Source organism: Sphingomonas sp. BL-S-28 (assembly GCF_055521515.1).
The window spans coordinates 862,501-888,840 of the sequence record NZ_CM145483.1 but is presented as its reverse complement, the minus strand read 5'-3'; the positions used below and the strand labels follow the sequence as shown (position 1 = coordinate 888,840).

Genomic DNA, 26,340 nt, shown 5'->3' with positions numbered 1-26,340 from the left:
CGCGGTGCCGCAGCGGATTTCTCTTTTCCTGCTAGGTTTGGCGGGGCTGGCCCCGCTCGGCTCGATGGCGCCTTGCCCGCGTGCCTACGCGGCCTCGCCCGCGGGGCTGATGGCCGGCACGGCGCTGGGCAGCGGCACCGTTGCGGTCACGCCGATGGGCACTGGCACGGGCACCGGCACGCCGGATGCCGATCCAGACGCCAACGCCGCGCGCAAGACGGCACCCACACCGACTTTCGGCGCGCAGCGCATCAACACCACCGGGCGCGACATCCCGATGGGCGGGCCGGTTTCGGATGGCGGCTTCGTATTGGGCGAAGTGTCCTACACGCTGACGGCCGACGACCGCATTCTGGTGGAAGTTCCGGACCTGTTGGAACTGCTGCGCAGCGTCCTTTCCGATGCCAATCTGGCCCGCGTTTCCGACGCACTGGCGGACAAGAAGGTCGTCTCGACGGCCGACCTGCCTCGCTTCGGGATCAATCTGGTCTATGATCCTTCCACCCTAGGCCTGCTGCTCTCGGTTGATCCGACGCTGCGCCAGCGGCAGTCGATCCAGGTCATGGGCGGATACTCGCAGGTTTCCGGCCCGATCCAGCCGGCCGAGGACGTTTCCGCCTACGTCACCGCCTTCATCAATAGCGACTACGTCTACAAAGGCTCCGACACGGGGTTTCAGACACCGAACATCGTCTATGACAGCGCGGTGCGGGTGAAGGGCTTCGTGCTCGAAAACGAAGGCAGCATTCAGGACAGTTTCCGCCGCGAAGGCACCCGCCTGGTCTATGACGACGAGCGCCATACGGCGCGCTACACGGCCGGCGATCTGGAGCCGGTGGCGCGCGGCTTTTCCGGCACCAGTCCGATGGCGGGCCTGTCGATGTCGCGCGTCTATGCGGATCTCGATCCGCAGCGTAACATCCAGCCGCGCGGCCAGCGGTCGTTCACGCTGACGCGGGCCTCCACGGTGGAGACCATCGTCAACGGCCAGACGGTGCAGACCACCCGGCTGAACCCCGGCACTTATGACATTGGCGATTTCCCCTTCGCGCAAGGGTCGAACAACGTTCAACTGCTGGTGCGGGACGACAGCGGCCGTGAAAACGTCATCTCGTTCTCGATCAATTTCGACCGCACGCTGCTGGCCGCCGGGCTCAGCGAATTCGGCGTCTATGCGGGTGTGAAGGCGCCGTTCCGCACCAGCGGCCGGCACTATTCCAACGATCCGATCGCCTCCGGCTTCTACCGCCACGGCCTGACCGACGAACTGACGCTGGGCGGCAACTTCCAGGCCCAGAGCCGCGGCGGCGTTGGCGGTGCCGAAGTCGTCTGGGCGTCGCCGATCGGCACCTGGTCGCTGAACGCGGCGGGATCGCATAACACCACGGCCGGCAACGGCTATGCGATCAATGTGGGCTACGAATTCTCGCGCGTGGGGAAGGGCGGCAATGCCCGGTCGCTGACGGCATCGCTTCAGGCGACGAGCAAGGACTTCTCGCTGCCGGACAATCTCACCGCCAGCAATCCCTACTCGGTGGAAATCGGCGCAACCTATTCGCAATCGCTGGGCGCGGACCACTATTTCAGCCTGGACGGTTACTACTCGGTCGGCCGCGGCGCCAAGAAGGACCAGTCCACCGGGCGCGTCACGTATGGCTGGCGCCCGAACCAGCGATTGTTGCTGACGGCGGAAGGCTATTACGAGCGTAACGACAGAGGCACCGGCCCCGGCGCCCGCGTCTCGCTGATCTATCGTTTTGACCGGAATTCCAGCGCGAATGCCGATTTCGACACCCGGAACGACCGTGCGCGGCTGAGCTACCAGCGTTCCAGCGGGACGGGCGTGGGATCGTACAACGCATCGGCCAATCTCGATCGTGTAGACGATTCTGTCGGCCTCAATGCGGCGGTGAACGTGCTGACCAACCGCGCCGAACTGGGTGCGGCCCATTACACGTCGTTCTCCAACAGCGGGTCGATCATCGATCAGCGCACGTCGGTGCGAACGGCATTGTCGCTGGCCTATGCCGGGGGCAGCGTCGCGCTGTCGCGGCCGATCTACGACAGCTTCGCGATTGTGAAGCCGCATAGCTCGCTGGACGGCAAGGCGGTCTATCTCGATCCGCGTGACGACGAATATATCGCGAAATCCGGCACCTTCGGCGGCGCGGTGATGCCGCAGCTTACCGCCTATTCGCCGCGCCTGATGACGTATGACGTACCGAAGGCGCCGGCCGGCTATGACATCGGTTCCGGCATTATCCAGCTGAAGCCGCCGTATCGGTCCGGCTCGCTGATCGAGATCGGTTCGGACTATTTCGTGACTTACACCGGCCAACTGCTGAAGCCGGACGGAACGCCGCTTGCGCTGGTCGGCGGCCGTGCGATCGAAGTCGCCGCGCCTGAACACAAATCCGCCGATCACAAGGCCGTGGACATGTTCACCAACCGGTCCGGCCGCTTTGCCGTTCAGGGACTTCGCGCGGGCAAGTGGCGCATCGAAATGCCAACCGACGAGGGTACGCTCGTCTATATGATCGACGTGACGACAACCAGTGCCGCCCTGCAACGCGGCGGCGCGCTGAAGCCGGAGGGTACACCATGAGGATCGCCGCCACTCTTCTGTCCTGCGGCATTCTTGCGCTGGCCCTGCCGCAAGCGGCCCAGGCAGCCTGCGCGGATTTCCGCGCATCCAGCAGCGAACTGAGCATGGACTACGATCCGTTCAACCGATCGGAAGTGGAACGCAGCTTTACCATCCACGTCCGCAGGCTTGATCCGCGTATCACCGCGGTCCGCGTCGTCCTGGCCAACCCCGGCGCGATCAATCGCGGCTCCGCGCTGGGCCGCAATGATTCGGTTCGCTACGACATCCGCTGGGTCCGCGACGGTGGCCGCACCATTCTGGTTTCCGGTGCGGAGCAGCCGAACGCGACCAACGGGGCGCTGGTGGAATTCGGCGCGGGCGCGACGGGGGACAACGTCAACGAAAGCTTCCGGATCCAGATTCCGGCGGGGCAGGGCATCGTCGCGGGCCGATATTACCAGCCGCTCGAAGTCCGCTTCGCCTGCATGGCCGGACGGGACGAGATCGATCGCGGCATGCAGCTTGGCAGCCAGGTCGCCGTTGATGTGACCGTGCCGGAGCGGATTTCAACTTTCGTGGGATCGGCCGGCAATCAGCGCGGACGGATCGATTTCGGGGACATCGACGGTTCCAGCGGCAATGTGACGCGCGGGCTGACGGTCACGGCGCAATCGACGGTGCCTTACGAAATCCGCGTGGACGAGGAACGCGGCGCGATGAAGCGTTTCGACAACGATGACGCTGCGCTGCCCTATGCCCTGAAGGTCTCGGGCTTTCCGGTGAACCGGCAATCGACGATCGCCTGTAGCCAAACCCCGGCGCCGGGCGGGCGCAGCCACGGTGTGCAGGTGGAACTGGCTGCGCGTGACTTGCAGCGTCTGCCCGCCGGTCAGTACGCGGACGTGGTGACGCTGACATTTTCGCCGCGCCTTGGCCTTTCGGGCGGGGATGGCTGTGCGCCCACCCGCCAGTAAGTAAGCGCGGTCTTAGTAGACCGCGCCCTTGGGTTCCGCCTCAAGGCTGAGGTTCAGCGCGGTGTCCGGCGTCTGGTTCAGCACCAGGCGCAAGGGCGTTTCGCGGAAGGCCGGGGTGCGCTTGTCCACGATCACCGTGTGCGTTTCGCCCGGTGAAATGGGAACGCGCACGCCGCCCACATCCACCCATGCGTCGATCAGGCCCGCCGGATGGTAAAGCGTGACGGTGTAGCCCGAAAGATCGTTGCAGAGTTCGCGCATGACGCCGAGGTCATTCGTGCCCGGCTGGATGGTTTGCACGGGTGACGATGCAAGGCTGACCTGGCAGACGGTCGGAACCCGTCCCGCAATCGAGATCGACGCGCCATCATAGGCATTGGCAGACGTTGCGCATCCCAGCAGCAATACCGCCGCCGCCGTGCCGAACTTCATTCCAGACCTGGACATAACAATCCTCCTGTCGAAGTACCCAATGGCGCATGCCGGCTAAAGTGCGGTTAAACGGCATGGTTAAAGCGCGTTAGTTATTCGCCCGCTTCCACGAATGATCCTTCACGAACGATCGCGCCGATTGTTCGAATTGCCGCTGATGGCCCCCGTCAAGGCGGTGCGGCAATCGACAGGCCATTGCCCGAGGCCCATTGGTCCAACGGCCATCTTCAATGTCCGCCGACGCATCGATTTGCGGCAGCAACGCGAAAGATGTGATCCGGTTCCCGCCTTATTTGATTGCGATTTGGCGACGCCGGAATGTGCGTTGCTGATCGGGCAGAAGCCGTACTTGCACGTTAAGCGGCGGTCGGGCGTTTTGGGGCCGCCCTCCCGCCGCCCTCCCGCACCGGGTCGCCGGCCGTGATAGAAAACAATGCCTGGCAATCTTGGATACAGGCGCACGAGTTCTTGGGCGTGATTGCCGCGACTTTGCAGTGACAAGTGATAGAGGCCTGTTCTTATGGCCAGCCTCCCACGGCCTGCGTTTGCGAAAGGGCGGCAACTGCGTCAGATCGTTCGAGTAATGCGACGCAATCGTAGCCGCATTTTTCCTGGCCAACCGTCTGCTGCCGGTGGGGCTTGATCACCGCGCGGATTGGGAAATCAATACTCTGTTCGCGGTATGGGGCGGCGTTTTCGTCTGGGGCATCGCGCGCGCCACGCGCGCCGGTTGGGCCGAGGCGATGGGCGCCTGCGCCATGCTGTGGATCGGGGTGCCATTGGCAAGCCAATTGACGACGGAGCGTGGATTGCTGGCGAGCCTCATGTCGCGCGACTGGGTCTATGTCGCGTTCGATCTGATGGCCTTGAGCGCCGCCTTCGCCTTTGCCCTCGCAGCCCGGAAGATTGCCGGCCATCAGCCCAAACGCCCGCCGCGCCACACGGCGCAAGCTGCGGAGGTTCTCCCATGAGCATGGTCGATGCGCTTGTCTTGCTGATGTCTTGCGGCGGGTTTGCGGCCTTGATGCTGGCAACGCCGCGCCATCATCAGGATTGGCTGGGCCGAAAGCTGCCCCTGGAAAAGGCCAGGTCCGGCGGGCCGGGGGCTTGGCTCTCCTCGCTGTCAGTGGCCTTGTGGCATGTCTGGACCATGGATACGGCTATGGGCTGGTGTTGGCCTGCGGATCGTGGTCGATGGCGGCCGCACTGATCGTCTTGGTCAATTGCAATCGCACGCGTCTTCTCAATCGATTTGGACGGACGCCGCGATGACCCGACTCTCCGTGCTTTCCCGCGTTGCTGCCGGCACGCTCGGCGCTTACGCCATTACGGCGCTGTCGACGATCGCATTGTCTCGCCTGCTGATAGGGGCGGGCATCGATCCGGTGGAGGCCACTTTGGGTGCAACTATCGCCTCCTTCGCGCTGTTCGCAGGCATTTCTATTGCGGTCTTCCACGTCCCGAAGCCGGGGTGGGCCTGGTTCTGGCTTGCCATGAGCGCGATCCCGATTGCCGCGGCAGCGTTCCTGCCCGCGATTTCCTAAAGGGTGTCCGCACCGGTATCGCCGGCGCATCGGGGATCGCGGTGTCGATCCTGAATTCAGGGTTGCCCCCAACCCAGCGCCGAGGGTGCTCGCAGCATGCCGTCCGCGACACGGCATCCGCCCGGAACGTCGCTTTCCAGCCACAACGGGCCATCCAGATCGACGAAGCGGCTCTGCGCTGCCAGCGGCCAGGCGGCAGCGACAGAGAGCGAGGAGCAGAGCATGCAACCGGTCATCACGCCCATGCCTGCGTCCCGCGCAGCCTGGGCCAGAGCCAGCGCCCCGGTCAGTCCGCCGGACTTGTCCAGCTTCACGGTGACATAGGCGTATCGGCGGCGAAGGCGCGGCACATCGGCGGCAACATGGGCGGATTCGTCGGCGGATAGCGGCACGGGGGAGGACAAGTCTTCCAGCGCATCGTCGGCACCGGCCGGCAGCGGCTGCTCGAGCAGTTCGACCCGCGCCGCCACCAGCGCGGGCAGGGCGCGTTCCAGCAGCGCCTTGTCCCAGCTTTCGTTCGCGTCGGCAATCAGCACGGCGCCGGGTGCGGCGGCGCGCACCGCGGCCACGCGCTCCTCCACATCGTGCGCATCCAGCTTGATCTTGAGCACGGGCGCCGGGCCATCGGTGCCGCGGGCGAGAGCCAGCGCGCGGGCGCGTTCGGCCATGGCGGCGGGCGTGGCGATGCCCACGGTTACGGCGGTGACCAGCATTTCAGGCATGGCACCCAGCCGTTCGGCGACCGACAGCCCGGACAGCTTGGCCTCCAGATCCCATAGCGCGCAATCGATGGCATTGCGCGCCGCGCCCGGCGGCATCGCGGCCAGCAATTCTTCCCGCCCGATGCCGGATGCGATCAGCGGGGCCATCGCCTCGATCCCGGCGAGGACGTCGGGGGCGAATTCCCGATATCGGGCGTTGGGTGCGGCTTCGCCGTGGCCTTCACGCCCGTCCTGCGCGATGGTTACGCGGACCAGATCGATCGCGTCGCGCGTGCCCCGCGCGATGGCGAAAGGCTGCGCGAGGCGGTGGTGCGCGATCCGGGCGGAGAGGCGGCGCACGTCAGCGGGCGGCGGCGACGAAGCGCGCGATCAGGCGGTCGACCACCGCGTCCATGCCGGTCACAACCGGATCGACACAGGGCAGGCCGGTCTCTTCGGCGATCCGTCCGCGCAAGTCCTCGGCTGCGGCGGGTTCCAGACCCGATCCGTTGATCGAGACGCCGACAAATTCGGCATCCGGGCTGGTGAGGCGCGCGCAGCGCAGGTTTTCCTCGATACAGGCGGCCACATCGGGGACCGGCATATGCGGCAGGCCGCGCATGTGCGGGCGCGATGGATCGTGGCACATGACCAAGGCCTGCGGCTGCGCGCCATGCAGCAGGCCGAGCGAGACACCCGCAAAGGAGGGATTGAACAGCGATCCCTGGCCCTCGATCACGTCCCACAGATCGTCTTCGCGCGCGGGCGAGAGCGCTTCGGCCGCGCCCGAGATGAAGTCCGCGATGACGCTGTCGATCACCAAGCCTTCGCCCGCGATCAGCACTCCGGTCTGGCCGGAGGCGCGGAAACGGGCGGGGATGCGGCGGGCCCGCAAGGCGTCGGCAAGGTGGAGCGAGGTGTACATCTTGCCGACCGCGCAATCGGTGCCGACGGTCAGGATCCGGCGACCGGGGCGCGGGGCGCCGGTGCCCACTTTCAGGTCTGCCGGAGCGGCGCGCACGTCGATCAACTGGCGGCCCAGCGCATCAGCCCGTTCGCGAATGCGCGGATCGCTGGAAAGGTGTTGGTGCAGTCCCGAAACGACATGGAGCCCGGCATCCAGCGCGGCGAGGACGTGGGGTATCATCGCCTCTTCCAGCCGTCCGCCGCTTGTGGCGATCCCCAGCACCAGAGCCCGCGCACCTTTCGCGGCGGCCTGCGCCACGTCCATGCGGGGCAGGCCCAGGGTCAACGGATTATCCGCATCGCGCAGTTCGCCGATGCAATCTTCCCGCCGGAAAGTGGCGAGCCCGCGTGAGGTCTTGATGTCGAGAGGATTACGCTTGTCGCCGATGTAGAGGAGGAAGGGGCCAGGGATCATGAAACTCGCTTTCCGTCTGTCGATGACGGTGCCGTAGCATGACCGATCTGCTTTGAATCATCGCGATGCAGGGCCTATCCATAAGGTTTGCTTATGGGGTGAGTTCGCCTCGGAATTTGCGTTTCATACCGGCCCGGAAAGGCGCCCACGCAGATGGTCCAGAAAGTCGAACGCCAGCTGGGAGGGCGGGCGCGCTTCCAGATAGGCGGCGTGGATCGTGTAGGGCTGCGGCGGATCGAGCGGGCGCAGCGCCATTCCCGGCGCGCGCATGGCCAGGGCCGTATGCAGGTCGACGATAGTGGCACCCAATCCTGCGCGCGCCATCGCGGCGGCAACGAAGAACGTTCGGGAGGCGCCCACCGGATCGGGTTCGATCGCCTGCCGGGCAAGCTCCGCCGCCACGGCGCGTCCCTGCGGGCCGCTTTCGGATGTGGCGATGAACGGGCGGCCGGCCAGGGCGGAGAGCGGCAGACGCTCAGCGGCGCCGGGAAAATCGGCCTCCCGGAAATAGGCGACCATCTCGCCGGTGCCGATGGGCGTGCTCGCCAGCAGCGCGTCGCGCGGGGGGGAGTAGCAGATCACCACGTCCGTCTCCCGCTCTCGCAGCTTGGCGGCCATATCGTCATGGTGGATCGTGTGCAGTTCGATCGAGACGCCGGGATGGTTCGAAAGATAGCCGGCCAGCGTCTGGGGAAGAATTTCCATGCCCAGCGCCGGCAGAGTGGAAATCCGCAGGATCGTGCCGCGCCCGTGGCGCATGTTGCGCGCGGTATCGCGCATCTGGCGGACTTTGTCCTGAATGGCGTCGGCCTGCTCGTAAAGCTCGTGGGCATCGGCGGTGGGGACCAGTCGGCCGCGCGAACGTTCGAACAACGGAAAGCCCAGCGTGCTTTCGGCATGGCGCAGCAGACTGGTGACTGCCGGCTGCGAGACATGCAGCAGCCGCGCCGCCGCGCTGACCGATCCGGTGGTATAGACCGCGTGGAAGACTTCGATATGGCGCAGGTTCATCGTGACGCTGGTTTAAACGGCACGATCGCGGTTTGAAACAAAATGGTTCGGACCACCGGCACTGTTCAAATGCGAAATCCTGCTTGTGGGCAGCGGTTGAACAGTTGGGGGCGCTCTGTCTATCCTGCCGCCATGAAGCTGTCATCTGCGGTTGCCGCCTTAACCTGTTTCCTTGCCGTTCAACCGCTTGCCGCCGCGCCGGAAGGCGCTCCGCTGCCTGATGATCCTCTGCACTGGGTGGATCCGATGATCGGCACTGGCCCGGAAGGCCACACCTTTCCCGGCGCCAGCGCGCCTTTCGGCATGGTGCAGCTGTCCCCCGATACGGACACGACCTGCCAGGTGCGCGATTGCTATGCCCATGCGGCGGGATACAGCTATCACGACAGCACCATTCAGGGGTTCAGCCATACCCACTTTTCGGGCGCGGGGCACTCGGACCTGGGCGACGTTCTGGTCATGCCCGCAATCGGCACGGCGAATGAAGTGCGGTTGGATCCCGGCAGCGCAAGCCAGCCCGGCTCCGGCTATCGCCAGCGCTTTTCCCATGACACCGAAGTCGCCAGCGCGGGCTATTATGCGGTGACGCTGGCCGACAGCGGCGTGCGGGCCGAACTGACCGCCGGCACCCGCGTCGGCATCCACCGCTACACGTTCCCCAAGGGCGCCGAGGCGCATCTGGTGCTGGACCTGCGCAGCAGCCTTTACGACTATCCGGGAAAAATCCTGTGGTCCGGCCTGCATCTGCACGAAGACGGCACCGTCACCGGCTTTCGTGAGACGCGGGGTTGGGCGCCGGGCCGCAAGCTGTTCTTCGCCATGCGCTTTTCCGCGCCGCTGAAGGACCACGCGTTTGTCGATCGCGATGAGCATGTGGCCTACAAGGGCTTCCGCGCCCCTCAGGCGCTGCCGGGGCGTGGCGCCGATGCGCTGGCCGAAAAGCTGGGCAAGGCGCTGGAGGCGCGGCTGGACTTCGGCGCGCTGGACCGGCCGCTGGAGGTGCGCGTCGCGCTTTCCGGTGTGGACGAGCAGGGCGCGATTGCCAATCTGGATGCCGAAGGGGCCGATTTCGACACCGTGCGCCGCCGCACCGAAGGGCAATGGCGGCAGGCGCTGGATCGCCTGAAGATCGATGCTGTGCCGGAAATGCGGACCAATCTCTACACCGCGCTCTACCACAGCCTGCTTGCGCCCAGCGTCTGGAGCGACGCGGACGGTCGCTATCGCGGCCCTGACGATCAGGTGCACATGGCGCAGGGCTTCACATTCCGCTCCACCTTCTCGCTCTGGGACACCTTCCGTGCGGAGCATCCCTTGCTCACGCTGGTCCAGCCCGAAAGCACCACGTCGGACATCGTCAACTCGCTGGTTGCCAGTCGCGAGCATAGCCCATGGGGCATCCTGCCGGTCTGGCAGTTCGCCGGGCGCGAGACCTGGACCATGATCGGCTATCATGCGGTGCCGGTGATCGCCGATGCCTATCTGAAGGGTTTCAGGGGGTTCGACGCGGCCAAGGCGCTCGACGCGATGGTGGCCAGCGCGGACTACGCGCCCTACGGCGGTCTGGGCGAGTACATGGCGCGCGGCTACGTGCCGATCGACAAGGAGCCGGAGGCGGCCTCGAAGACGGTAGAATACGCCTATGATGACTGGACGATCGCCCGCATGGCACAGGCGATGGGCCGCAACGATCTGGCTGCCCGTTTCGACAAGCGGGCCGGATACTGGCGCAACTCGTTCGACGCCAAGAGCGGCTGGCTGCGCGCGCGCAAGAGCGACGGATCGTTCCGCACGCCGTTCGATCCCACGGCGATCAATTACGGCTCCGACTATACCGAAGGCAACGCCTGGCAATACAGCTGGTTCGTGCCGCAGGATCAGGCCGGCCTTTTCCGGATGCTGGGCGGCGATCGCAAGGTCGTCGCGCGGCTGGATGCGATGTTCGACTTCGACAATTCGAAGCTGGACTACAGCCATGCCGAGGATATTTCCGGGCTGATCGGCCAGTATATCCATGGCAACGAACCCAGCCACCACGTCGCCTATCTCTATGTCCACGCCGGCGCCCCCTGGCGCACGCAGGAGCGGTTGAAGCAGATCGTCGAGAGCCAGTACAAGCCGACGCCGGACGGGCTTTCGGGCAATGACGATCTTGGACAGATGTCGGCCTGGCTGGTCTTCACCGGGCTTGGTTTCTACCCGGTTACGCCGGGCTCCAACCAATATGTGATCGGCCGTCCCTTCGTGCGCCACGCGGTGATCGCACTGCCGAACGGGAAGACCTTCACCGTGGATGCCGAGAACCTCTCCGATGCGAACCCCTATGTCGGCAAAGTGGAATTGAACGGTCGCCCGCTCGAACGCGCCTGGATCTCCGATGCGGAAATCCGCGCTGGCGGTACGCTGCGTTTCACGATGCAGGCAATGCCGGACAAGGCATGGGGGACGGGCTCGGCCCAAAGGCCCTATTCGATGTCGGCGCGCTGATCGCGGCAGAACCGAACGGCGTATGCTGGCCCACAATTTGTCGGGGTGCCGGCCGTAAACGGCTGCCTTGAAGAGGCTTCGGCGGCCGGCACGCGCATCTTGCTTTCCCGTGTTCATTTTCGGTTTGGCTAGCGGGGATAGGTCCGCAGCCACATGGCGTGAATTGCGCGATAATGGACGGGATGGTCGATGCACTGGAAGAAACTGGGGGCCAGCGCGGCCATGATCGCTGCGTTGGCAGGCTTTGCCGGCACTGCCCAAGCGCAGGCGATCAAGACCACCTTCGTTTCGCTGGAGCCCGGCGTGCCTGCCATGCTCTACGAACCCGCCAAACCGGGGCCCAAGAGTTCGACGGCCGTGTTCGTGATGCATGCCAATGGCGATTACCTGCAGTTCACGCCCTGCACCGAGCTGTCCAAGCGCGGCTACCGCGTGCTTTGCGCCAACAACAAGACCAACAAGGCGGAAGCCTATGACGAAGGCATGCTGGATGAAATCCTGCGAGAAGCGGGCAAGGGCGTCGCCTATCTGAAGGCCCTGCCGGGCGTCCGCAAGGTCGTGCTGCTGGGCCATTCGGGCGGAGGCACGGTGATGACCGCCTATCAGATGATCGCGGAGAACGGACCGGCCATCTGCCAGCAGGCGGATCGTCTGTCTAAATGCCCGGATACGCTTGCCGGTCTGCCGCGCGCGGATGGGTTGCTGCTGATGGATGCCAATTGGGGGCAGGCGGGCATGGTGCTGCTCAGCCTTGATCCGGCCATTGTCGATGAAAACGATCCGAAGAAGGTCGATCCCACGCTCGACCTGTTCCATCCGGCCAACGGCTTCGATCCCAAGGGATCGCACTATGGAGCGGATTTCGTTCGCCGGTTCCAGCAGGCGCAGGGCGCGCGGATGAACCGCCTGATCGCGGCGGCGCAGGAACGCGTCGCCCTGATCGACGCGGGGAAGGGCATCTATACCGACGACGAGCCCTTCACTGTGCCGGGCGGCAACTTCCTCGGCTTCTTCAACAAGCTGTTCCCGCAGGACATAAGCCTGATGGCGCATACCCGCGCGGCCCATCCGCTGGTCCACAAGGACGGTTCGGTAACGGACCAGATCGTCCATTCGCTGCGCCCCGCGCGCGGAGCCGCCCCGGCGCGCGGTTCCTACGATCGCGGCGCGCTGCGGACAACGGTGCGCAATTTCCTTTCGACGTATGCGGTGCGCACCACCCCCGAATACGGCTACGGCGCCGATGACCTCACCGGCATCGACTGGGGCTCCAGCTACGCCTTCACACCCGCGAACGTCTCGAACATCCACGTTCCGCTACTGACGATGGGGATGACCGGCAGCTACGAATATATGGCCGCGGAGAAAATCTATGATCGGTCGGCCAGTGCCGACAAGTCCATCGCCTTCATCGAAGGCGCCTCGCACAATTTCGCGGTCTGCAAGGAGTGCGAGAAAACGCCGGGCCAATATGGCGATACGGTGAAGACGGCGTTCGATTATGTCGATGCCTGGCTTTCCAGACCGGGGCGCTTCTGATCGCCCGCGACGTGCAAGGCACTTGCGCCTGCCCGATCCGATCGGGCAGGCTTTGCCGCATAACAAGACGATCGGGAGAATGACCAGTGCGCGTTCTGCTGGCTGAGGATGACCTGGCCCTGTCCAATCGGTTGGCCGATGTGTTGCGGGCGGAAAACTTCGCGGTCGACATGGCCGAAAACGGCGAAGACGCCGCGCATCTGGGCGATACCGAAAGCTATGACGCCGCCGTGCTCGACCTTGGGCTGCCGGGCATGGAAGGCCTGCGCGTGCTGGAGGAATGGCGGGCGGCGGGGCGCGGTTTCCCGGTGCTGATCCTGACCGCGCGCGACACCTGGACCGACAAGGTGGCCGGCTTCAAGGCGGGTGCCGACGATTATCTGACCAAGCCCTTCATCGCGCACGAAGTCGTCCTGCGTCTTCGCGCGCTGATCCGCCGTTCCGCGGGCCATGCGTCAACGGTCGTGCGCTGCGGACCGCTGACGCATGATACGCAACTGGGCAGTTTCGCGCTCGGCGGTGAGCCGCTGAAGCTGACGGCGTTCGAATGGCGCATCCTCTGCGCGCTGATCCTGCGCAAGGGCGTCGTGGTCTCCCGCGCGGCGCTGTTCGAGCATGTCTACGAGTATCATAACGATGTCGAATCCAATTCGGTGGAAGTGATCATCGGCCGATTGCGGCGCAAGATTGGCGCGCAGATGATCGAAACCGTGCGCGGCCATGGCTATCGGCTGGTAGAAATCGACGCATGATGGGGCGCCAGTCGCTCCACGCGCGGATCGGCGTGATCGCCGTGCTGTCGGCGCTGCTGACGCTGGCGGCCTGCGGGTATCTGTTCAAGTTCTGGGTCAGCCATGTCGTCAGCGAGAACGTCAACGACATGCTGGACGCGCAAGTGATGATGCTGCGCCGGGCGATCGGCCCGGATGGCACGTTGCAGAGCGGAAAACTGCATTTCGTTCCCGAACTCTACAAGCCGCACACGGCCTGGGGCTGGTCTTTCACCGCCCCCGGCCATGACGAGGGCGGCGGCACGCCGATCCGCGAGGTTTCACTGTTTCCCGGGCTCAACCAGTACGAGGACGGGATCTACAGCGCGCACGCGAAAAGCCCTGAGGGCCATCCGCTTCACGTTCGTCTCAAGCCGATCGATCTGGCCGGGCCGAACGGCACGGTGCGTGCCACGATCATGATCGCCGCGCCGGACGAACTGATCCTTGGGCCGGAAGCCGAAGGCCTGCGCCTCATCATCGGATCGCTTGCGATTCTGGCGCTGTTTCTTGCGGCTTCGACACTGCTTCTGGTCCATTTCGGCCTGCGCCCGGTGCGCACCTTGCAGCGCGACGTGGCGCGCGTGCGGGACGGCGATCTCGACCGGCTGCCCGAGGATGAGCAGCCGCGCGAGCTTCTGCCGCTGGTGAGCGAAGTCAACGCGCTGGTCGCCCAGAATGGGGAGCAACTGCGCCAGACGCGCCTGCATGTCGCCAATCTGGCGCATGGATTGAAAGCGCCGCTGGCAACCCTGGCGCTGGAACTGGAAACGGAAGGGGCCGGAATGACCAGCCGCGCGCTCGTCGCCCAGCTCGATAAGCGCATCGTCCATCACTTGCGGCGCGCGCGGGTGGCGGCCGCCGGTGTGGGCGATCGGGCCCGTGCCGATCTCGTCCCGGTCGGGCGGGACCTGGCTTTTACGATGGGCCGCCTTCACGGCGCGCGGGGGCTGGAAGTCCGCGTGGAGGCACCGGAAAGCTGCGAAGTGCCGGTGGACCCGGAGGACCTTGATGAAATGCTGGGCAACCTGCTGGACAATGCCTGCCGCCTTGCCGGCTCGATCGTCGTGCTCTCGATCGAGGCACAGGGCACGACGGCACGCGTTGCGGTGGAGGACGATGGGCCCGGTATCGCCCCGCACGACGTTCCCGTGGCGCTCACCCCCGGAATCCGGCTGGACGAGACGGGCCAGGGCTTTGGTTTCGGCCTCGCCATCGTACGAGAACTGGCCGAACTCTACGGGGGCAGTCTGGAACTGGCGCGCTCAGCGCAACTGGGCGGACTCTGCGCGATTTTGCAGCTTCCGCGCCGATCATGAGGGGACAATGATTCAGGTTCGGTTTGGGTAGGCCCGATAATCACGATCACAAGGATCGAAGCGGCGAGAAAACCGATCGATCCGGGGCCATACGGCGAACGAAACGGGAGAGGCTGACATGACAAGGGATAGGGCCCGCTAGAGCATTTTCGAGTTGACCGTTCACGGTCAACGGCCCGGAAAATGCGGGATCAAATGGCCAGAGCATTTTCGAGTTGACCGTTCACGATAAACGGCTCGGAAAATGCGGGATCAAAAGGTCAGAGCATTTTCGCTCAGCGGACAGGCGCCCGAGCCGCCAACCTGAAGACAATGCAGGAAATCTGCCGCGTCGGGCGCTGCCGGGCGTTGCGGCGGTCTGCGCCCGGAACGCATTTTGAACAACTTGCACATACCCGCCGGCGCCGGCGCGAAGCCGCGTTCATCGCCGGGTTTTCGCGGGGGGCAGCATGTCTGCCATGGCAGGCGGCGGCGCATCACCGGGCAACATCGCCGGATCGGCCGGTGCCGGTACGCGCGCCTGTGCGAATGCCTCGACAGGTACGAGCGCCAGCACGGTGAGGAGGCCAAGGGCCGGGCCGATAGCAGAAGCGCGCATCGGCCCCTACCGCTTCCAGAGGAATGCGGGCCGGCCTCCGGCGCGGCGCTTGCGCCACATGTCGAGGTACATGACGATCCCCGAAACCGAAAGGAACAGCAAGGCGACGCCGGAGAGCAGGTTCATCCACCGGCCGGGCATGCCCAGCAGGTCGCCGCGGTGGAAGCGTTTGATGTCCTCGTGCATTTGCACGCCGAAGGGAAAGCCGGAGAACGGGTATTCGGGCTCCGAGAGACTGGCGCGCTTCCCCGTGGCGACGTTGTAGACCAGCTGGCGCGGTTCGGCTTCGTCGGTGATCACCACGCCTTGAGCCATCTTCGCGAACTGGCGCACGCGCACCCGGCGCAGCGCAACGCCGGGCTGATCGCTTGCAAAGGCAGCCAGCGTCGCCTCGGTCATCCGTTCGACTTCACGATCGCCCAGCGGCTTCGACATGTCGCCATTCATGCCCCACTGCGCCACCGACATGCCGGGCACGGGGCCGGGCCGCAGGAAGTTGAACGAGGCGAAGGCACTTTCGAAAGCGATCAGGGTGCCGCTGCCGGCCATCATCACGATGAAGATCGACGCGGCAACGGCGATGGCGCGGTGCCAGGTGCGCATCTGCCCGCCCGCGCTCCAGAACGGCTGCGTCTTGCCGATCTTGCGGCGCAGCTTGTAGAGCCGCCAGTAGAATACGAGGCCGGTCACGATCAGCAACCAGAGCACCAGGCCGCAGGCAAGGTCTACGAAGGTGCCGACATTGGGGCCCAGCACCCACATCCGATGCCACTGCTTGATCGTTTCGCGCAAGTTGAGCGGCGGATGATCGGGCTCCAGACGGGCGATCGAGCCCAGCGGATCGCCGCTGCCCAGGGCGTAGAAATGGATTGCGCCGCCGGCATCGCCGACTTTGCCCACCAGAGTGCCGTCCCGCCGGGCAAGTTCGACGTAGCGCACCTCGCCGGTCGGATATTGCCGGTGATAGCCGGAAAGCACGGTGCCCATGGCCGCGTCGTAGTCGAGGTCGGCGGGAAGGGGGGCTGCGAAGAAATCCTCGGTCCGCTTGACGGCGTAATTGGGCTCGCCGCCAAGCCCCTCCCGGATCGAGCGCATGGTGGGATCGAGCGGGCCGGCCTGCGCATAGATCGCGCGCATGTCGAGAAGCTGCATCCACGTGCCGGTCACGCCGATGTACAGCATGATCGCGACCGACAGGATGGCGGAGATACGGTGGATCGTCCGCATGGCGTCGCCGCCGGCCTTGCGCTTTTGCGGCGGGCGTTGCGCCCTTGCAGTTTGGGGGGCGGCAGTTGGGGGAGCGGACGGCGTCCACGCTTTTGCCGCGATGGGTTCGGCGCTTGCGCCGGAACCGGTGTTCCTCTCCAATCGGCCCTCCTGATGCCCCGTGAATGCCGGGTCTATCGTTTGTTGAGCCGAACCTGATGGAAACAGCCCAACCGAATCTGAACGGCATTGTGGGGGCAGTCAAATAGGTGACCAAGTCAGCGCAACATGGCGTGGTCCCTTGCGCAAAGTCGAGCGCCACAGGCTCCGTCAGTCCTGCGGATCGCCGGGGTAGCGGCAAGCAAAGCTTCCCTCGCTGTCCGTCGATCCGCTGCCGGAATAGCGCGCCACGCGGGGATAGGCGCAAACCAGTTGGCTCCGCATCAGTTTGCCGTCGGCAAACTTGCGGGCGACGAACGATGCAGGAGCGCCGCCGCCGCTGGCCCAGCCATCCATCACGCCCAGCTTGTCGAACGTGTCGCAGCCGGGGCCGCCCTGGCAATGGTCCATGCCGGGCAGGGAGAAGAGGCGCAGCGCACCTTGCGCATCGATCCCTGCCGCTTTTGCATTGGCCAACACGGCATCGTGCCAGCCCATCAATTCGCCGGGATGGTGATAGTCGTTCCAGCCGATGTAGAGCAGCAGCTTGCCGCCGCGCCGCAGAAACGGGTTCAGGTCGGGCTTGACTTCGAACTTGCCGCCGGTGGCCGCACCGGCCGCCGCGACGTCTTTCGACCAGTCCATCTTTAGGGGCGACCATTCGGCCGACTGGAACGCGGCATAGCGGAAGAAGTCGGCGGCATTGGTGAATTCCTTGCCGCCGGCGAACATCGCCAACTGGCTTTCGGAGCCGAGTGCCGGTCCCGGAAAGATAAGCTTCCCATTCGCCGGATCGACCGGGCCGCGATAGATCAGGTCGAGAAATTCGACTTGCTGCGCGGTCAGGCAATCGGCCGAAGCACCCGGCTTGCACAGCAACTGGCGCGGGCGAAATCCGCAGGCGGCCGGGTTCTCGATATAGCCCTGCGCTTTGCCCACCGGGCCCGCGCAAGCCGCGATCGCCGCGCGCGTGACCATCGCATAGCCTTCGGCCGGGATATAGCGCTTGGGATCCTGCGCCAGCAGCCATTGCGGCCACATCTGCGCCGCGTTGAAGTTGGCCAGCGGGTTTGGCGGCGCGCCGGCAATGATGCCGTCGTAATCTTCCGGATAGCGCTGCGCCTCGATCAGCGCCTGCAACCCGCCCAGCGAGCAACCGATGAAGTAGGAATGGCTGGCCGCGCGGCCGAAAAAGCGCTGGACCAGCAGCTTGGCCTGTTCGGTCATCAGATGGTTGGCGCGGCCGGCGTAGTCTTCCAGCTTGTCGGGCTGGCCGAGTGCGAAGTGGCCGCCGTGGCCCATGCTCTCGTCATGGCCGGTGTCGTTGGCGGCCACGGCATAGCCTTGGGCAAGCCCCGTCCGCATCGTGCCGTAAGGGATCGATCCGCCCCAGCCGAAGTTGCCGAGGCCCAGAAACTTGCCGTTCCAGCCGTTCGCCGGCAGCCAGACTTCGGTGCGGATGGCAGAGCCTGCCGTGGGCTTCATCACAAAGGAAACCCGGCAGAACTGCGCGTTTTCCGGCAGGGTCGGCAGCCCGGCGATATTCATGCCCGGCGCGCGTTCCCAGTCGGAAGTCGGTAGATCGAGCCTGCCTTGCTCCACCACAGCGGCGCGAATGTCCGCTGCCGGAACCGTCAGCGTTTTGGCAAGTGCGGCACAAGGTGTGATCGACGGGGCCTGTGCCCATGCCGGCGTCGCAAAAGCGAGCAGGACTGGGATGGCGGAGAGAGTTAGTGCGGTGAACCTGCTCATGCGATCTCTCCAGCAAACAGCACGTGGACGGGTTTGGTCATGTCGATCCCGCCGCGCGTCGGCGTCACCCGGCCGGTCGTGCGGTCGATCGCGAAGACTTCGACCCGGTTCGAGCGCTCGTTGGCGACCAGCATCCACGACCCTGACGGATCAATTGCGAAATGCCACGGAAATTCGCCGAGGCAGGAGGTGCGCTGGAGCAGTGTCAGCTTGCCGGTAAGGGGATCGATGGCGTGGACAACGACCGTGTTCTCGCCGCGATCGGTGAGGTAGAGTTTGCTGCCGTCGGCACTGATCGCCAGTTCGGAGGCGCTTTTCTCTCCCGAAAACCCCGGCGTGGAGGTGGAGCGCGCATCGATCAGCGTAAGTTCGCCGCTCTCGCCGTTCCAGCGGAAGGTCAGCAGTTCGCCGCTCAGTTCGGTCAGCGCGAACATCAGGCGACCACCCGGATGGAACAGGACATGCCGGGGGCCGCTACCCGGCGCGGCGCGATAGTGGAGATCGCGGTCCGGCCTGTCGTATCGCAAGGCCCGCGCATTCCGGTCGAAAGCATGGACGAAAATGCGATCCGCACCCAGATCGGGCACGAGCGCGAAATTGCCGGTGGGATCGACCGCGACGCCATGCGGATGCGAATAGCTCTGCCGCTTCATCGGCCCGGACCCTTGCTCGACCAGTACGGACGAGACGGGCGCGAGGCTGCCGTCTGCGCGGATCGGGATCGTCGATACCGTGCTGCCGCCGAAATTGGCGGCGACGATGGTCATCGCTGGAGCGTCGAGATGGAGATGCGTGGTGCCGCCCCCTTGCGCGATGGTTTCGCCCATGCGGTGGAGGCCGCCGCTTGCACGGTCGATGCGATAGGCAACCACGCCGCCGCTGACGGAGCCGTCGTTACCGTCTTCACGGACGTAATAGAGTATGTCGGCACTTGGATGGCGCACGGCCCATGTCGGCGCGGACTGGTCGGCAACGGGGCCGATCATCGTCAATTTGCCGAACCGGCCATCGAAACGGGCTGCGTGGATCTGGTTTCCGTGCATGCCGAAATAGACGAGCATTTTGGATGTGGCACTGCCCCTGGCGAGCGCGCGGCCGGCGCCGGTCATTGCCAGTCCGCCTGCCACCAGTCCGCCCAGCAGGCTACGCCGCGATGCGGCAAGATCGATCATTCGCATAGTCTTGGGGATCATCCTCAATTCACATCGGCTGGCGGTCAGGCATCCGGGACCGGCGTCGTCTGCCACGAGACGAGTTGCCAGCGGCCATCGCGCCAGACGTAGACGCCCAGCACGCTGGAACGCAGGACGCGCTCGCCCACCTGAATGATCAGGTTGGCGCGGCTGGTGCCGACATTGCCGTAGACGTGGACCACGCGGTCGCTGGGTTCGATGCGGCGATAGTCGAGATTGCCATTGCGCAGCGCAGCCATATGGTTCGCGCGGGTCTCGCGCCGGCCGTTCGCGTGGCAATAGACCAGTTCCTCGCCAAGACTGGCCTCGACCGCCGCGAAATCGTGCTTGATCTGCGCCGCGAAGAAGGCGTCCTCGGCCGCGATCAGCGAGGCTTCGTCATGGCTGGCGCGTGCGTGGGAGGGCGCGGCGAGGGCTGGAACCGAAGGGATGGCTCCGCTGAGAAGAGCGGACAGCAGCAGCGCGTGAAGGGCATGTCGGGTCATGGTCATCACTTCCAGAACAGGCCGCGCCGTCCGCCCTTGGCGCGCTTGCGCCAGAGTTCGACGTACATGACGAGGCCGGAGAGAGAGAAATAGACCAGCGCAAAACCCGCCAGCAGATCGAGCCAGCGGCCCGGCATGCCGGCGATGTCGCCGCGATGGAGCAATTTGGCGGTTTCATGCGCCTGCCATCCGAACGGGAAGGGCACCGGGGGATAGCCCGGCTCGGTCAGCGCCATCGCTTTGCCGGTCTGGGCGTTGTAGACCAGCTGGCGCGAGTTCTCGCCGCCGGTCACCACCACGCCCTGATGATACCCGGCGTAGTCGCGCAGGCGCACGACCTTTACCGGATGACCGGCCATCTCACGCTCGGCAGCGGCCAGTGTCACCACCAGCATGCCGGGCAGGCGCTTGTCGTCCAACGGGGTCAGCGCACCGGGGCGCAGCGGATCGCCCATCTGCGGGCCAAGTTCGCGGATCTTGATGGCAAGGCCGGCGCTTTCGATAGCGAGCCACATGCCGCTGAACGTCACGATCATCAGCGGTACGGCCATGACGATCGAGGTCCAGCGGTGGATCTGCCGCCACTGGTCTCCGCCTTTCCAGAACAGGCCATTTCGCTTCATGCGCCGCCGCGCGCTGAGCAGGCGGAAATAGATCAGCAGCCCGGTGACGATCAGTGTGCCCAGCGCGATCGGGGCCAGCAGGTTCAACACCAGCGCCCAGTCGCCGAAGGTCGTCATGCGGTGGAGGTGCTTGAAGAAATTGCGCGTCGATCCCTCGGGCGCCTGATCGATCTTGTCCGCCGAAGTGCGGTCGAGCATGCGGCCGCTGGCAAGATCGATGGTGATATGGCCGCGCCCTTCGCCAAAGCGTGCGACCGGGCTGTCGCCGATCATGCGGAATTCGGCATAGACCAGCGGCACGTCGCCCGCCGCCCTGCGTACGTCCGCCAGACCTTTGGTGAGATTGGCGGCATAGTCGAAGTTCGCGGGCAGGGCCTTGGCCAGATAGTCCCGCGTCTGGCGGACCTGGAAATCGCCGGGGCCGTCGAAGCTTTCGCGGATCGCCTGCACGTCGAGATCGCTGGCCGGCGCCTTGCCGATCAGCTTGTACAGGTCGAGCCCCTGCATCAGCGTCCCGGTCACGCCCAGGAACAGCAGCAGCAGCGCGAAGAAGACGGTCACGAACCGGTGGATGGACTTGAGCTTGAGCATCTTATCCTGCTTGCGAAAGCACCGAAGGGGTGGCCCCGCCCCTCGGGAGGTTGAGCGGCGGGGCCATGGGAGGGGATCAGAACTTGTAGGCCAGTCGCACGCCGTAGAAACGCGGCGTGGTGGTGTAGAATGCCAGGTAATTGTCCGGCATCGGCCCCGGCGCATGATTGCCGACACCGCCGTAAAGGCCGCCGAAGTAGGATCCGGTGACGAAGCTGGTGCGCTGTACTTTGTTTTCGATGTTTTCGACGAAGACCTGGACCGAATAGCGCCCGCCATCGACCTCATAGGTTACGTTCGCGTCGCTTCGGGTATAGTCAGGTTGCTTGTAGCGCACCCCGTCCCCGAAATCGCTGAGGTAGTAGGATCCGCTGTACTTGATCGCCGCGTGCAGCTTCAGCTTGGCATTGCTGCCCACATCGAAGGCATGGTCGATGGCAGCGGTGGCGAAGACGCTGGGGGCAAGGTCCACCGGGTCGCCGGAGAAATCGATCCCGTCGCCCACGAAGCGGTTCACGCCGGCGACATAGTCCTTGTACTGGCTGTGCAGCAGCGAGAATGTGGCCGAAATCGTCGTCTGCGGGGCGATGGCGTAGCTTGCCTCGTTCTCCCAGCCATAGATTTCGACCGGCACCGTCTCGGTGAACAGCGCCTGCTGGCCATTGGGGAACAGCGCGATGCTGTTCACCTGATAGTCCGAATAATCGTAGTAGAAGGCAGAGGACGACAGCGTCAGACCCGCCAGCGGCCGGCCCTTGTAGCCGATTTCGTAAGCGGTGAGAAAGGCCGGCTTGTAGATGCCGATCCCGCCCGTGCTCTGGTCGTAATCGTTGAAGCCGCCTGGCTTGAACCCGGTAGAGACCGATGCGTAGATCAGATCACTGGGCGTCATCTGGAAGTTCGCGCCAAGGCGCCAGGTGAACTTGTGATCCTTCTCGGACCCGTTGTTCGGCCCGCCCACGCAGTCGTTGGGATAAGTGCAGATCGCGTTGCCCTGATCGTCGGGATAGGGCGGCGGCGGGAAGCCGGCGTCGAAATTGAACGGCAGCGTAAATGTGCCGACGCGGTCCAGCTTATTCTCGGTATAGCGGCCGCCGGCCACCAGGCCGATCCGATCCGTAATATTCACCGTTGCCTGCCCGAACACGCCATAGGACTTCTGCGTCGTCGTGTTCACCGGCCCGGCGTAATAATAGTATTGCGATTGATCGAGCGGCGCATCGATCTGGGCGTTCCAGGTCAGGCCGCTTTCGTCGTTCTTTTCCTGATAGTAATTGGCGCCAAGCACGTAATCGATGAAACCGGGTTCGGCGTTGGACGCGCGCAGCTCCAACTGCTTCGTCACCGAGCGACTGCGCTGAAGATAGAACTGGAAGGCGGGGCCGAACGCAGTGCCGGAGAATGTCGGCTCCACTTTCGAGTTGGCGTTGGCCGCCACGTCGTTGGTCTGCGTGCCCTGCTGTTCGAAGCGGAAATTCTGGTACGACCCCAGCAGATCGAACTGGATGCCGCCGGCCTTGGCCCTGATGCTGGCATCGTACATCTGGAAACTCGCATCGAGGTAGGCCGGTACCGGATTGGTCAAGGTGCGCAGTGCGTCGATGCCCCTGTCGTTATGCGCCTGAAGCTGGCTCTCCAGCGCATAAGTGCTGCCCGCGCCGCCCTGATGCCCGAAGGTTGCCGTCAGCCGCGCTTCGAGGGCATCGCTGGGCGAAACCAGCAGCGAGACGCGCCCTGCCGCATCCTTCTGGTCATTGCGGGCACGCGCTTGCGACTTGTCGAACGTATACGTCTGACCGTTGTAGTCGATGGTGGTGTCCATCGGCTTCGAATAGCCGTCACGGTCATTGAACGTGCCGGATACGCGCACGGCAGCAATGTCGCTGAGCGGGATATTGAGCGCCGCTTCGCCGCGCTTGGCATCGAAGTTGCCGTATTCGAGGCGGGCGTAGCCCTCCATCTCGCCCAGCTTCGGCGCGTTGGTGATCACGTTGACCGCGCCGCCGGTCGAACTGCGGCCATAGAGCGTGCCCTGCGGTCCGCGCAGCACTTCGACGCGGCTGATATCGAAGAATGCGCCTGAGCGGGCATAGCCGCGGCCGACGTACATGCCGTCGATATTGAAGGCGATGTCCTGCGAACCCTTGCTCGACGTATCGGTGGAGGAAACGCCGCGGATCGCCACTTGCAACCCGTCGCGCCCGGTCGAGATGGCGACGTTGGGCACCACGTTCTGAAGGTCCGCGGCGCTGTTGACGCCCTGTTCCTTCAACGCGTCGCCCGACAACACGGAGAGCGCTGCCGGCGTCTTCAGCGCGGTAGACGAACGCTTCATGGCGGTGACGATGATTTCCTGCGGGCCGGATGCCTCGGCTGCCGCTGCCGGTTCCTGCTCCTGCGCCAAGGCAGGCGACGCTGCCACGGCGATCGCCAGTGCGCTTGTGCCCGGCAGCATATATCTGGAAAAACCCATGCCCTGCTTCCCCTCCAAATACCTGCCAGCTTCGAGCCGGCTCGGCGCTTCTTCTGTTTCTTGCCGGCTTCGCGGCCGGTCGCTGAGGGGCCTAGGGCAGCAACCTAAACCGAAGACGAACGGGTGGGGGCATTATCTCGCACCGAACACGATTTGAATGTCGCGGGGTGAGCGATAAGTTCTAAGCTGGCCGGTACCGGCGCTTGGCACAGGGCGCTCAAGAACACGACGAAGGAGAGGACGACTTTGCGCCTGTTGCTGGTGGAGGACGACGCGCAGCTTTCGGACAAGCTGCAACGTTTCCTGACGGGGGAGGGCTTCGTCATCGATCTGGTGAGCGATGGAGAGGACGCGCTCCATCTTGGCCTGACGCACGAATACACCGCCGCCGTCCTCGATCTCGGGCTGCCCTCGCTCGACGGGATGAGCATTCTTCAAGCATGGCGGCAGAACCAGCGAGACTTGCCTGTCCTCATCCTGACGGCGCGGGACACGTGGCTGGACCGCATCGCCGGTTTCAAGGCGGGGGCGGACGACTATCTGGTGAAGCCGTTCCACCCTGAGGAAGCACTGTTGCGGCTGCGCGCGCTCATCCGTCGGTCCGGTTCGCATAACAGCGCCAGGATCGTGTGCGGAACGCTCGCCTACGACGGGCTGACCGGCGGTGTCGAAATGGAAGGGCAACCGTTGAAGCTGACCGCATTCGAACTCAGGCTGTTGACAGCGCTCATCACCCGCAAGGGCGTGGCCGTAAGCCGCAATCACCTGATCGCCAGCGTCTACGGTTATGACGAAGATGCGGAGGCCGGCTCGCTGGAAGTGATCATGAGCCGCTTGCGGCGCAAGATCGCGCCCCACGTCATCGAGCCCATTCGCGGCTATGGCTATCGGTTGCTGGGATCGCCGTCATGAGCTTCTGGGCATGAGGCTGCCGCTCTCAATCCATGCCCGGCAGATCGTTATTGCCGTGGTGGCGGGCATGGTTGCGCTGATGGTGTCGTGGCAGGCGAACAAGGGCGTGCTCGACATCGTCATCACCGCCAGCCTCAACGACAAGATGGATGCCCAGCTTGGCGGGATCGAGCGCGCCGTCGATCCCGAGGGGCGATTGCATCGCGACCGAATACTGTTTCTGCCCGACTACGATCGGCCGGACGCCGGCTGGGGCTGGGATGTCCGGACGGTTGCCGGTCACTGGCACGAAGGCCCGCGGCCGGCGCAATCTGCCTATGCGGACGGTACCATTCAGGTGGAGCATGGCGCTTATAGCGGGCGCGGCTGGAAAGCGGACGGCACAAGGGTGCATCTGCGTCAGCGCCGAAGCGGCACGCCTGACAAACCCGTGATCGTCACCGTCATTGCTCCGGATTCGCTAATCAAGGCCCCAATCCGCCACGCTCTGATACCCACGATCTCGGCATTGGTCCTGCTGGCGGTAATACTTGCGCTGACGGCGCTTCTGCAGCTTCATTTCGGCCTCAAGCCGGTCAGGCGCCTGCGCGATGATCTGGCACAGGTCCGTGATGGTACGCTCGATCGCCTGTCGGACAACCAGCCAGGTGAGCTGCGCCCGCTCGTGTCGGAGATGAATGCGCTGATTCAGCAAAACGCGACCAGCCTGCATCATGCGCGGCTACATCTTGCGAACCTTGCTCACGGCATCAAGACACCGCTCGCCACGCTGAGTTTCATGATGACGAACGATGGCGACACAAGTGTGGAAGCCCGCCAACTGTTGGCCTCGATAGACAATCGCGTCGCCCATCACCTTCGCCGTGCGCGGAGTGCCGCGATCGGCGGAGGTAATCGACTGAAATGCGATGCCTGGCAGATTGCGACCGATCTCGTGCAGGTTTTAGGCAATCTGCATCTCGAAAAATCCATCAGCGCGCAAAATGATCTTCCCCCGCAATGTGAATTGGCGGTGGATCCTGAAGACTTCGGCGAGATTCTGGGGAATCTGCTGGAAAACGCCTTTCGCCATGCCAAGGCATTCGTGCGCGTCTCATGTGAAAACGGTGAGGGACGCAATTTGCGCATCGTCGTTGAGGATGATGGTGCCGGCATTCCCGATCATGCCATGCAGGACGTGTTGCTGCCCGGGCGCCGACTTGACGAAACCGTTCACGGGTATGGCTTCGGACTGGCGATCGCCAAGGAGCTGACCGAATTGTACAGTGGCAGGATCGGCTTGCGCCGTTCGACGGCGTTGGGCGGGCTGGCGGTCGACATAGAGCTTCCTGTCCTGGCGTTATCGGCCGGCTCGCAAATCATCCGGCATTTTTGAGCTTTGCGAGTTGAGCGAAGGGCGATGATTCCCGATCTGACGGCGAACGGGCGGCCGCCCGTGGCGGTTTGCGGCGGTGTTCCCCCTTGATTCGCGTGGCTTGGGTACCCATCTTCCGGTCCGAGACGATCAAAACCGACGGAAAACGGCCGATTTTTGTGATCATGTCGTTTTTTTGAAAAAGGTGTGTTGACCGAATCAGAGGTGGGTCTTACAGGGCCTCTCACC

General features: G+C 64.5%; 22 protein-coding genes. 11 read left to right on the top strand and 11 right to left on the bottom strand.

From position 1 onward, the window contains the following. The first annotated feature begins 4 nt into the window (after positions 1–4). Together ACZ1JC_RS03800 and ACZ1JC_RS03795 are read left to right on the top strand one after the other, a co-directional pair. A complete protein-coding gene (locus ACZ1JC_RS03800) occupies positions 5–2,605 on the top strand; it encodes a fimbria/pilus outer membrane usher protein (RefSeq protein WP_465139237.1) in 2,601 nt (866 codons plus the stop codon). Then, the gene (locus tag ACZ1JC_RS03795; RefSeq protein WP_465139238.1) at positions 2,602–3,561 is read left to right on the top strand and encodes a hypothetical protein; all 960 of its coding nucleotides are present in this window, start codon (positions 2,602–2,604) and stop codon (positions 3,559–3,561) included. The genes ACZ1JC_RS03800 and ACZ1JC_RS03795 overlap by 4 nt, the downstream gene beginning before the upstream one ends. Positions 3,562–3,573: 12 nt before the next feature. Here the strand turns inward: ACZ1JC_RS03795 and ACZ1JC_RS03790 are convergent, their stop codons facing one another. Beyond that, on the bottom strand, positions 3,574–4,008 hold the full coding sequence (locus ACZ1JC_RS03790) for a hypothetical protein (protein ID WP_465139239.1): 435 nt from the start codon (positions 4,006–4,008) through the stop codon (positions 3,574–3,576). Positions 4,009–4,625: 617 nt separating this feature from the next. Between ACZ1JC_RS03790 and ACZ1JC_RS03785 the strand changes: the two genes are divergently transcribed. From ACZ1JC_RS03785 to ACZ1JC_RS03775, 3 genes are read left to right on the top strand one after another with little or no spacing between them, the layout of a single operon-like run. After that, complete coding sequence (locus ACZ1JC_RS03785; RefSeq protein WP_465139240.1) at positions 4,626–4,964, top strand: hypothetical protein; 339 nt, start codon at positions 4,626–4,628, stop codon at positions 4,962–4,964. Beyond that, on the top strand, positions 4,961–5,203 hold the full coding sequence (locus ACZ1JC_RS03780; RefSeq protein WP_465139241.1) for a hypothetical protein: 243 nt from the start codon (positions 4,961–4,963) through the stop codon (positions 5,201–5,203). The genes ACZ1JC_RS03785 and ACZ1JC_RS03780 overlap by 4 nt, the downstream gene beginning before the upstream one ends. A gap of 58 nt (positions 5,204–5,261) precedes the next feature. Then, positions 5,262–5,537 carry a hypothetical protein gene (locus ACZ1JC_RS03775; RefSeq protein ID WP_465139242.1) on the top strand — a complete coding sequence of 92 codons (276 nt, stop codon included), beginning with the start codon at positions 5,262–5,264 and terminating at the stop codon, positions 5,535–5,537. Between the two features lie 56 nt (positions 5,538–5,593). Here the strand turns inward: ACZ1JC_RS03775 and ACZ1JC_RS03770 are convergent, their stop codons facing one another. The 3 genes from ACZ1JC_RS03770 to ACZ1JC_RS03760 all read right to left on the bottom strand — a co-directional run bounded on the left by ACZ1JC_RS03770 (position 5,594) and on the right by ACZ1JC_RS03760 (position 8,630). After that, positions 5,594–6,598 carry a dipeptide epimerase gene (locus tag ACZ1JC_RS03770; protein ID WP_465139243.1) on the bottom strand — a complete coding sequence of 335 codons (1,005 nt, stop codon included), beginning with the start codon at positions 6,596–6,598 and terminating at the stop codon, positions 5,594–5,596. Position 6,599: 1 nt separating this feature from the next. After that, a complete protein-coding gene (locus tag ACZ1JC_RS03765) occupies positions 6,600–7,619 on the bottom strand; it encodes a DUF1611 domain-containing protein (protein ID WP_465139244.1) in 1,020 nt (339 codons plus the stop codon). 123 nt (positions 7,620–7,742) lie between these two features. Beyond that, positions 7,743–8,630, bottom strand: a complete 888-nt coding sequence (locus tag ACZ1JC_RS03760; RefSeq protein ID WP_465139245.1) for a LysR family transcriptional regulator — start codon at positions 8,628–8,630, stop codon at positions 7,743–7,745. 132 nt (positions 8,631–8,762) lie between these two features. Here ACZ1JC_RS03760 and ACZ1JC_RS03755 point away from each other — a divergent pair, with 132 nt between their 5' ends. The 4 genes from ACZ1JC_RS03755 (at position 8,763) to ACZ1JC_RS03740 (ending at position 14,745) form a co-directional block, all read left to right on the top strand. Then, a complete protein-coding gene (locus ACZ1JC_RS03755; protein ID WP_465139246.1) occupies positions 8,763–11,117 on the top strand; it encodes a GH92 family glycosyl hydrolase in 2,355 nt (784 codons plus the stop codon). A 189-nt stretch (positions 11,118–11,306) separates the two neighbouring features. Continuing rightward, entirely contained in the window at positions 11,307–12,656 is a 1,350-nt protein-coding gene (locus ACZ1JC_RS03750) for a dienelactone hydrolase family protein (protein ID WP_465139247.1), read from the top strand. A gap of 86 nt (positions 12,657–12,742) precedes the next feature. Continuing rightward, positions 12,743–13,408 (top strand): response regulator, encoded by a 666-nt coding sequence (locus ACZ1JC_RS03745; protein WP_465139248.1) that lies wholly within the window; start codon positions 12,743–12,745, stop codon positions 13,406–13,408. After that, entirely contained in the window at positions 13,405–14,745 is a 1,341-nt protein-coding gene (locus ACZ1JC_RS03740; RefSeq protein WP_465139249.1) for a sensor histidine kinase, read from the top strand. The genes ACZ1JC_RS03745 and ACZ1JC_RS03740 overlap by 4 nt, the downstream gene beginning before the upstream one ends. A 421-nt stretch (positions 14,746–15,166) precedes the next feature. Here ACZ1JC_RS03740 and ACZ1JC_RS03735 read toward each other — a convergent pair whose 3' ends face one another. The 7 genes from ACZ1JC_RS03735 to ACZ1JC_RS03705 form a co-directional block, all read right to left on the bottom strand. Further along, positions 15,167–15,343, bottom strand: a complete 177-nt coding sequence (locus tag ACZ1JC_RS03735) for a hypothetical protein (RefSeq protein ID WP_465139250.1) — start codon at positions 15,341–15,343, stop codon at positions 15,167–15,169. 6 nt (positions 15,344–15,349) lie between these two features. After that, complete coding sequence (locus ACZ1JC_RS03730) at positions 15,350–16,570, bottom strand: PepSY-associated TM helix domain-containing protein (protein WP_465139251.1); 1,221 nt, start codon at positions 16,568–16,570, stop codon at positions 15,350–15,352. A gap of 309 nt (positions 16,571–16,879) precedes the next feature. Next, positions 16,880–18,460 (bottom strand): tannase/feruloyl esterase family alpha/beta hydrolase, encoded by a 1,581-nt coding sequence (locus ACZ1JC_RS03725; protein ID WP_465139252.1) that lies wholly within the window; start codon positions 18,458–18,460, stop codon positions 16,880–16,882. Continuing rightward, positions 18,457–19,653, bottom strand: coding sequence for a lactonase family protein (locus ACZ1JC_RS03720; protein WP_465139253.1), 1,197 nt, complete (start codon positions 19,651–19,653; stop codon positions 18,457–18,459). The genes ACZ1JC_RS03725 and ACZ1JC_RS03720 overlap by 4 nt, the downstream gene beginning before the upstream one ends. A 23-nt stretch (positions 19,654–19,676) precedes the next feature. Then, the gene (locus tag ACZ1JC_RS03715; RefSeq protein ID WP_465148473.1) at positions 19,677–20,138 is read right to left on the bottom strand and encodes a nuclear transport factor 2 family protein; all 462 of its coding nucleotides are present in this window, start codon (positions 20,136–20,138) and stop codon (positions 19,677–19,679) included. 5 nt (positions 20,139–20,143) lie between these two features. After that, on the bottom strand, positions 20,144–21,352 hold the full coding sequence (locus tag ACZ1JC_RS03710; RefSeq protein ID WP_465139255.1) for a PepSY domain-containing protein: 1,209 nt from the start codon (positions 21,350–21,352) through the stop codon (positions 20,144–20,146). A 76-nt stretch (positions 21,353–21,428) separates the two neighbouring features. After that, entirely contained in the window at positions 21,429–23,825 is a 2,397-nt protein-coding gene (locus ACZ1JC_RS03705; RefSeq protein ID WP_465139256.1) for a TonB-dependent receptor, read from the bottom strand. 246 nt (positions 23,826–24,071) lie between these two features. On the opposite strand from ACZ1JC_RS03705, the gene ACZ1JC_RS03700 reads away from it, so the two are divergent. Both ACZ1JC_RS03700 and ACZ1JC_RS03695 read left to right on the top strand, forming a co-directional pair. Beyond that, positions 24,072–24,737, top strand: a complete 666-nt coding sequence (locus tag ACZ1JC_RS03700) for a response regulator transcription factor (protein WP_465139257.1) — start codon at positions 24,072–24,074, stop codon at positions 24,735–24,737. A gap of 10 nt (positions 24,738–24,747) precedes the next feature. After that, positions 24,748–26,112, top strand: coding sequence for a sensor histidine kinase (locus tag ACZ1JC_RS03695; protein WP_465139258.1), 1,365 nt, complete (start codon positions 24,748–24,750; stop codon positions 26,110–26,112). Positions 26,113–26,340: the final 228 nt, after the last annotated feature.

Excerpts from the sequence above, each read along its gene's own strand:
- ACZ1JC_RS03780 (WP_465139241.1), top strand. The coding sequence starts at position 4,961 with ATGAGCATGGTCGATGCGCTTGTCTTGCTGATGTCTTGCGGCGGGTTT.
- ACZ1JC_RS03715 (WP_465148473.1), bottom strand. The coding sequence starts at position 20,138 with ATGACCCGACATGCCCTTCACGCGCTGCTGCTGTCCGCTCTTCTCAGC.
- ACZ1JC_RS03765 (WP_465139244.1), bottom strand. The coding sequence starts at position 7,619 with ATGATCCCTGGCCCCTTCCTCCTCTACATCGGCGACAAGCGTAATCCT.
- ACZ1JC_RS03750 (WP_465139247.1), top strand. The coding sequence starts at position 11,307 with ATGCACTGGAAGAAACTGGGGGCCAGCGCGGCCATGATCGCTGCGTTG.
- ACZ1JC_RS03695 (WP_465139258.1), top strand. The coding sequence starts at position 24,748 with ATGAGGCTGCCGCTCTCAATCCATGCCCGGCAGATCGTTATTGCCGTG.
- ACZ1JC_RS03775 (WP_465139242.1), top strand. The coding sequence starts at position 5,262 with ATGACCCGACTCTCCGTGCTTTCCCGCGTTGCTGCCGGCACGCTCGGC.
- ACZ1JC_RS03755 (WP_465139246.1), top strand. The coding sequence starts at position 8,763 with ATGAAGCTGTCATCTGCGGTTGCCGCCTTAACCTGTTTCCTTGCCGTT.
- ACZ1JC_RS03735 (WP_465139250.1), bottom strand. The coding sequence starts at position 15,343 with ATGCGCGCTTCTGCTATCGGCCCGGCCCTTGGCCTCCTCACCGTGCTG.
- ACZ1JC_RS03710 (WP_465139255.1), bottom strand. The coding sequence starts at position 21,352 with ATGCTCAAGCTCAAGTCCATCCACCGGTTCGTGACCGTCTTCTTCGCG.
- ACZ1JC_RS03705 (WP_465139256.1), bottom strand. The coding sequence starts at position 23,825 with ATGGGTTTTTCCAGATATATGCTGCCGGGCACAAGCGCACTGGCGATC.
- ACZ1JC_RS03790 (WP_465139239.1), bottom strand. The coding sequence starts at position 4,008 with ATGTCCAGGTCTGGAATGAAGTTCGGCACGGCGGCGGCGGTATTGCTG.
- ACZ1JC_RS03795 (WP_465139238.1), top strand. The coding sequence starts at position 2,602 with ATGAGGATCGCCGCCACTCTTCTGTCCTGCGGCATTCTTGCGCTGGCC.
- ACZ1JC_RS03740 (WP_465139249.1), top strand. The coding sequence starts at position 13,405 with ATGATGGGGCGCCAGTCGCTCCACGCGCGGATCGGCGTGATCGCCGTG.
- ACZ1JC_RS03760 (WP_465139245.1), bottom strand. The coding sequence starts at position 8,630 with ATGAACCTGCGCCATATCGAAGTCTTCCACGCGGTCTATACCACCGGA.
- ACZ1JC_RS03730 (WP_465139251.1), bottom strand. The coding sequence starts at position 16,570 with ATGCGGACGATCCACCGTATCTCCGCCATCCTGTCGGTCGCGATCATG.
- ACZ1JC_RS03720 (WP_465139253.1), bottom strand. The coding sequence starts at position 19,653 with ATGATCCCCAAGACTATGCGAATGATCGATCTTGCCGCATCGCGGCGT.
- ACZ1JC_RS03725 (WP_465139252.1), bottom strand. The coding sequence starts at position 18,460 with ATGAGCAGGTTCACCGCACTAACTCTCTCCGCCATCCCAGTCCTGCTC.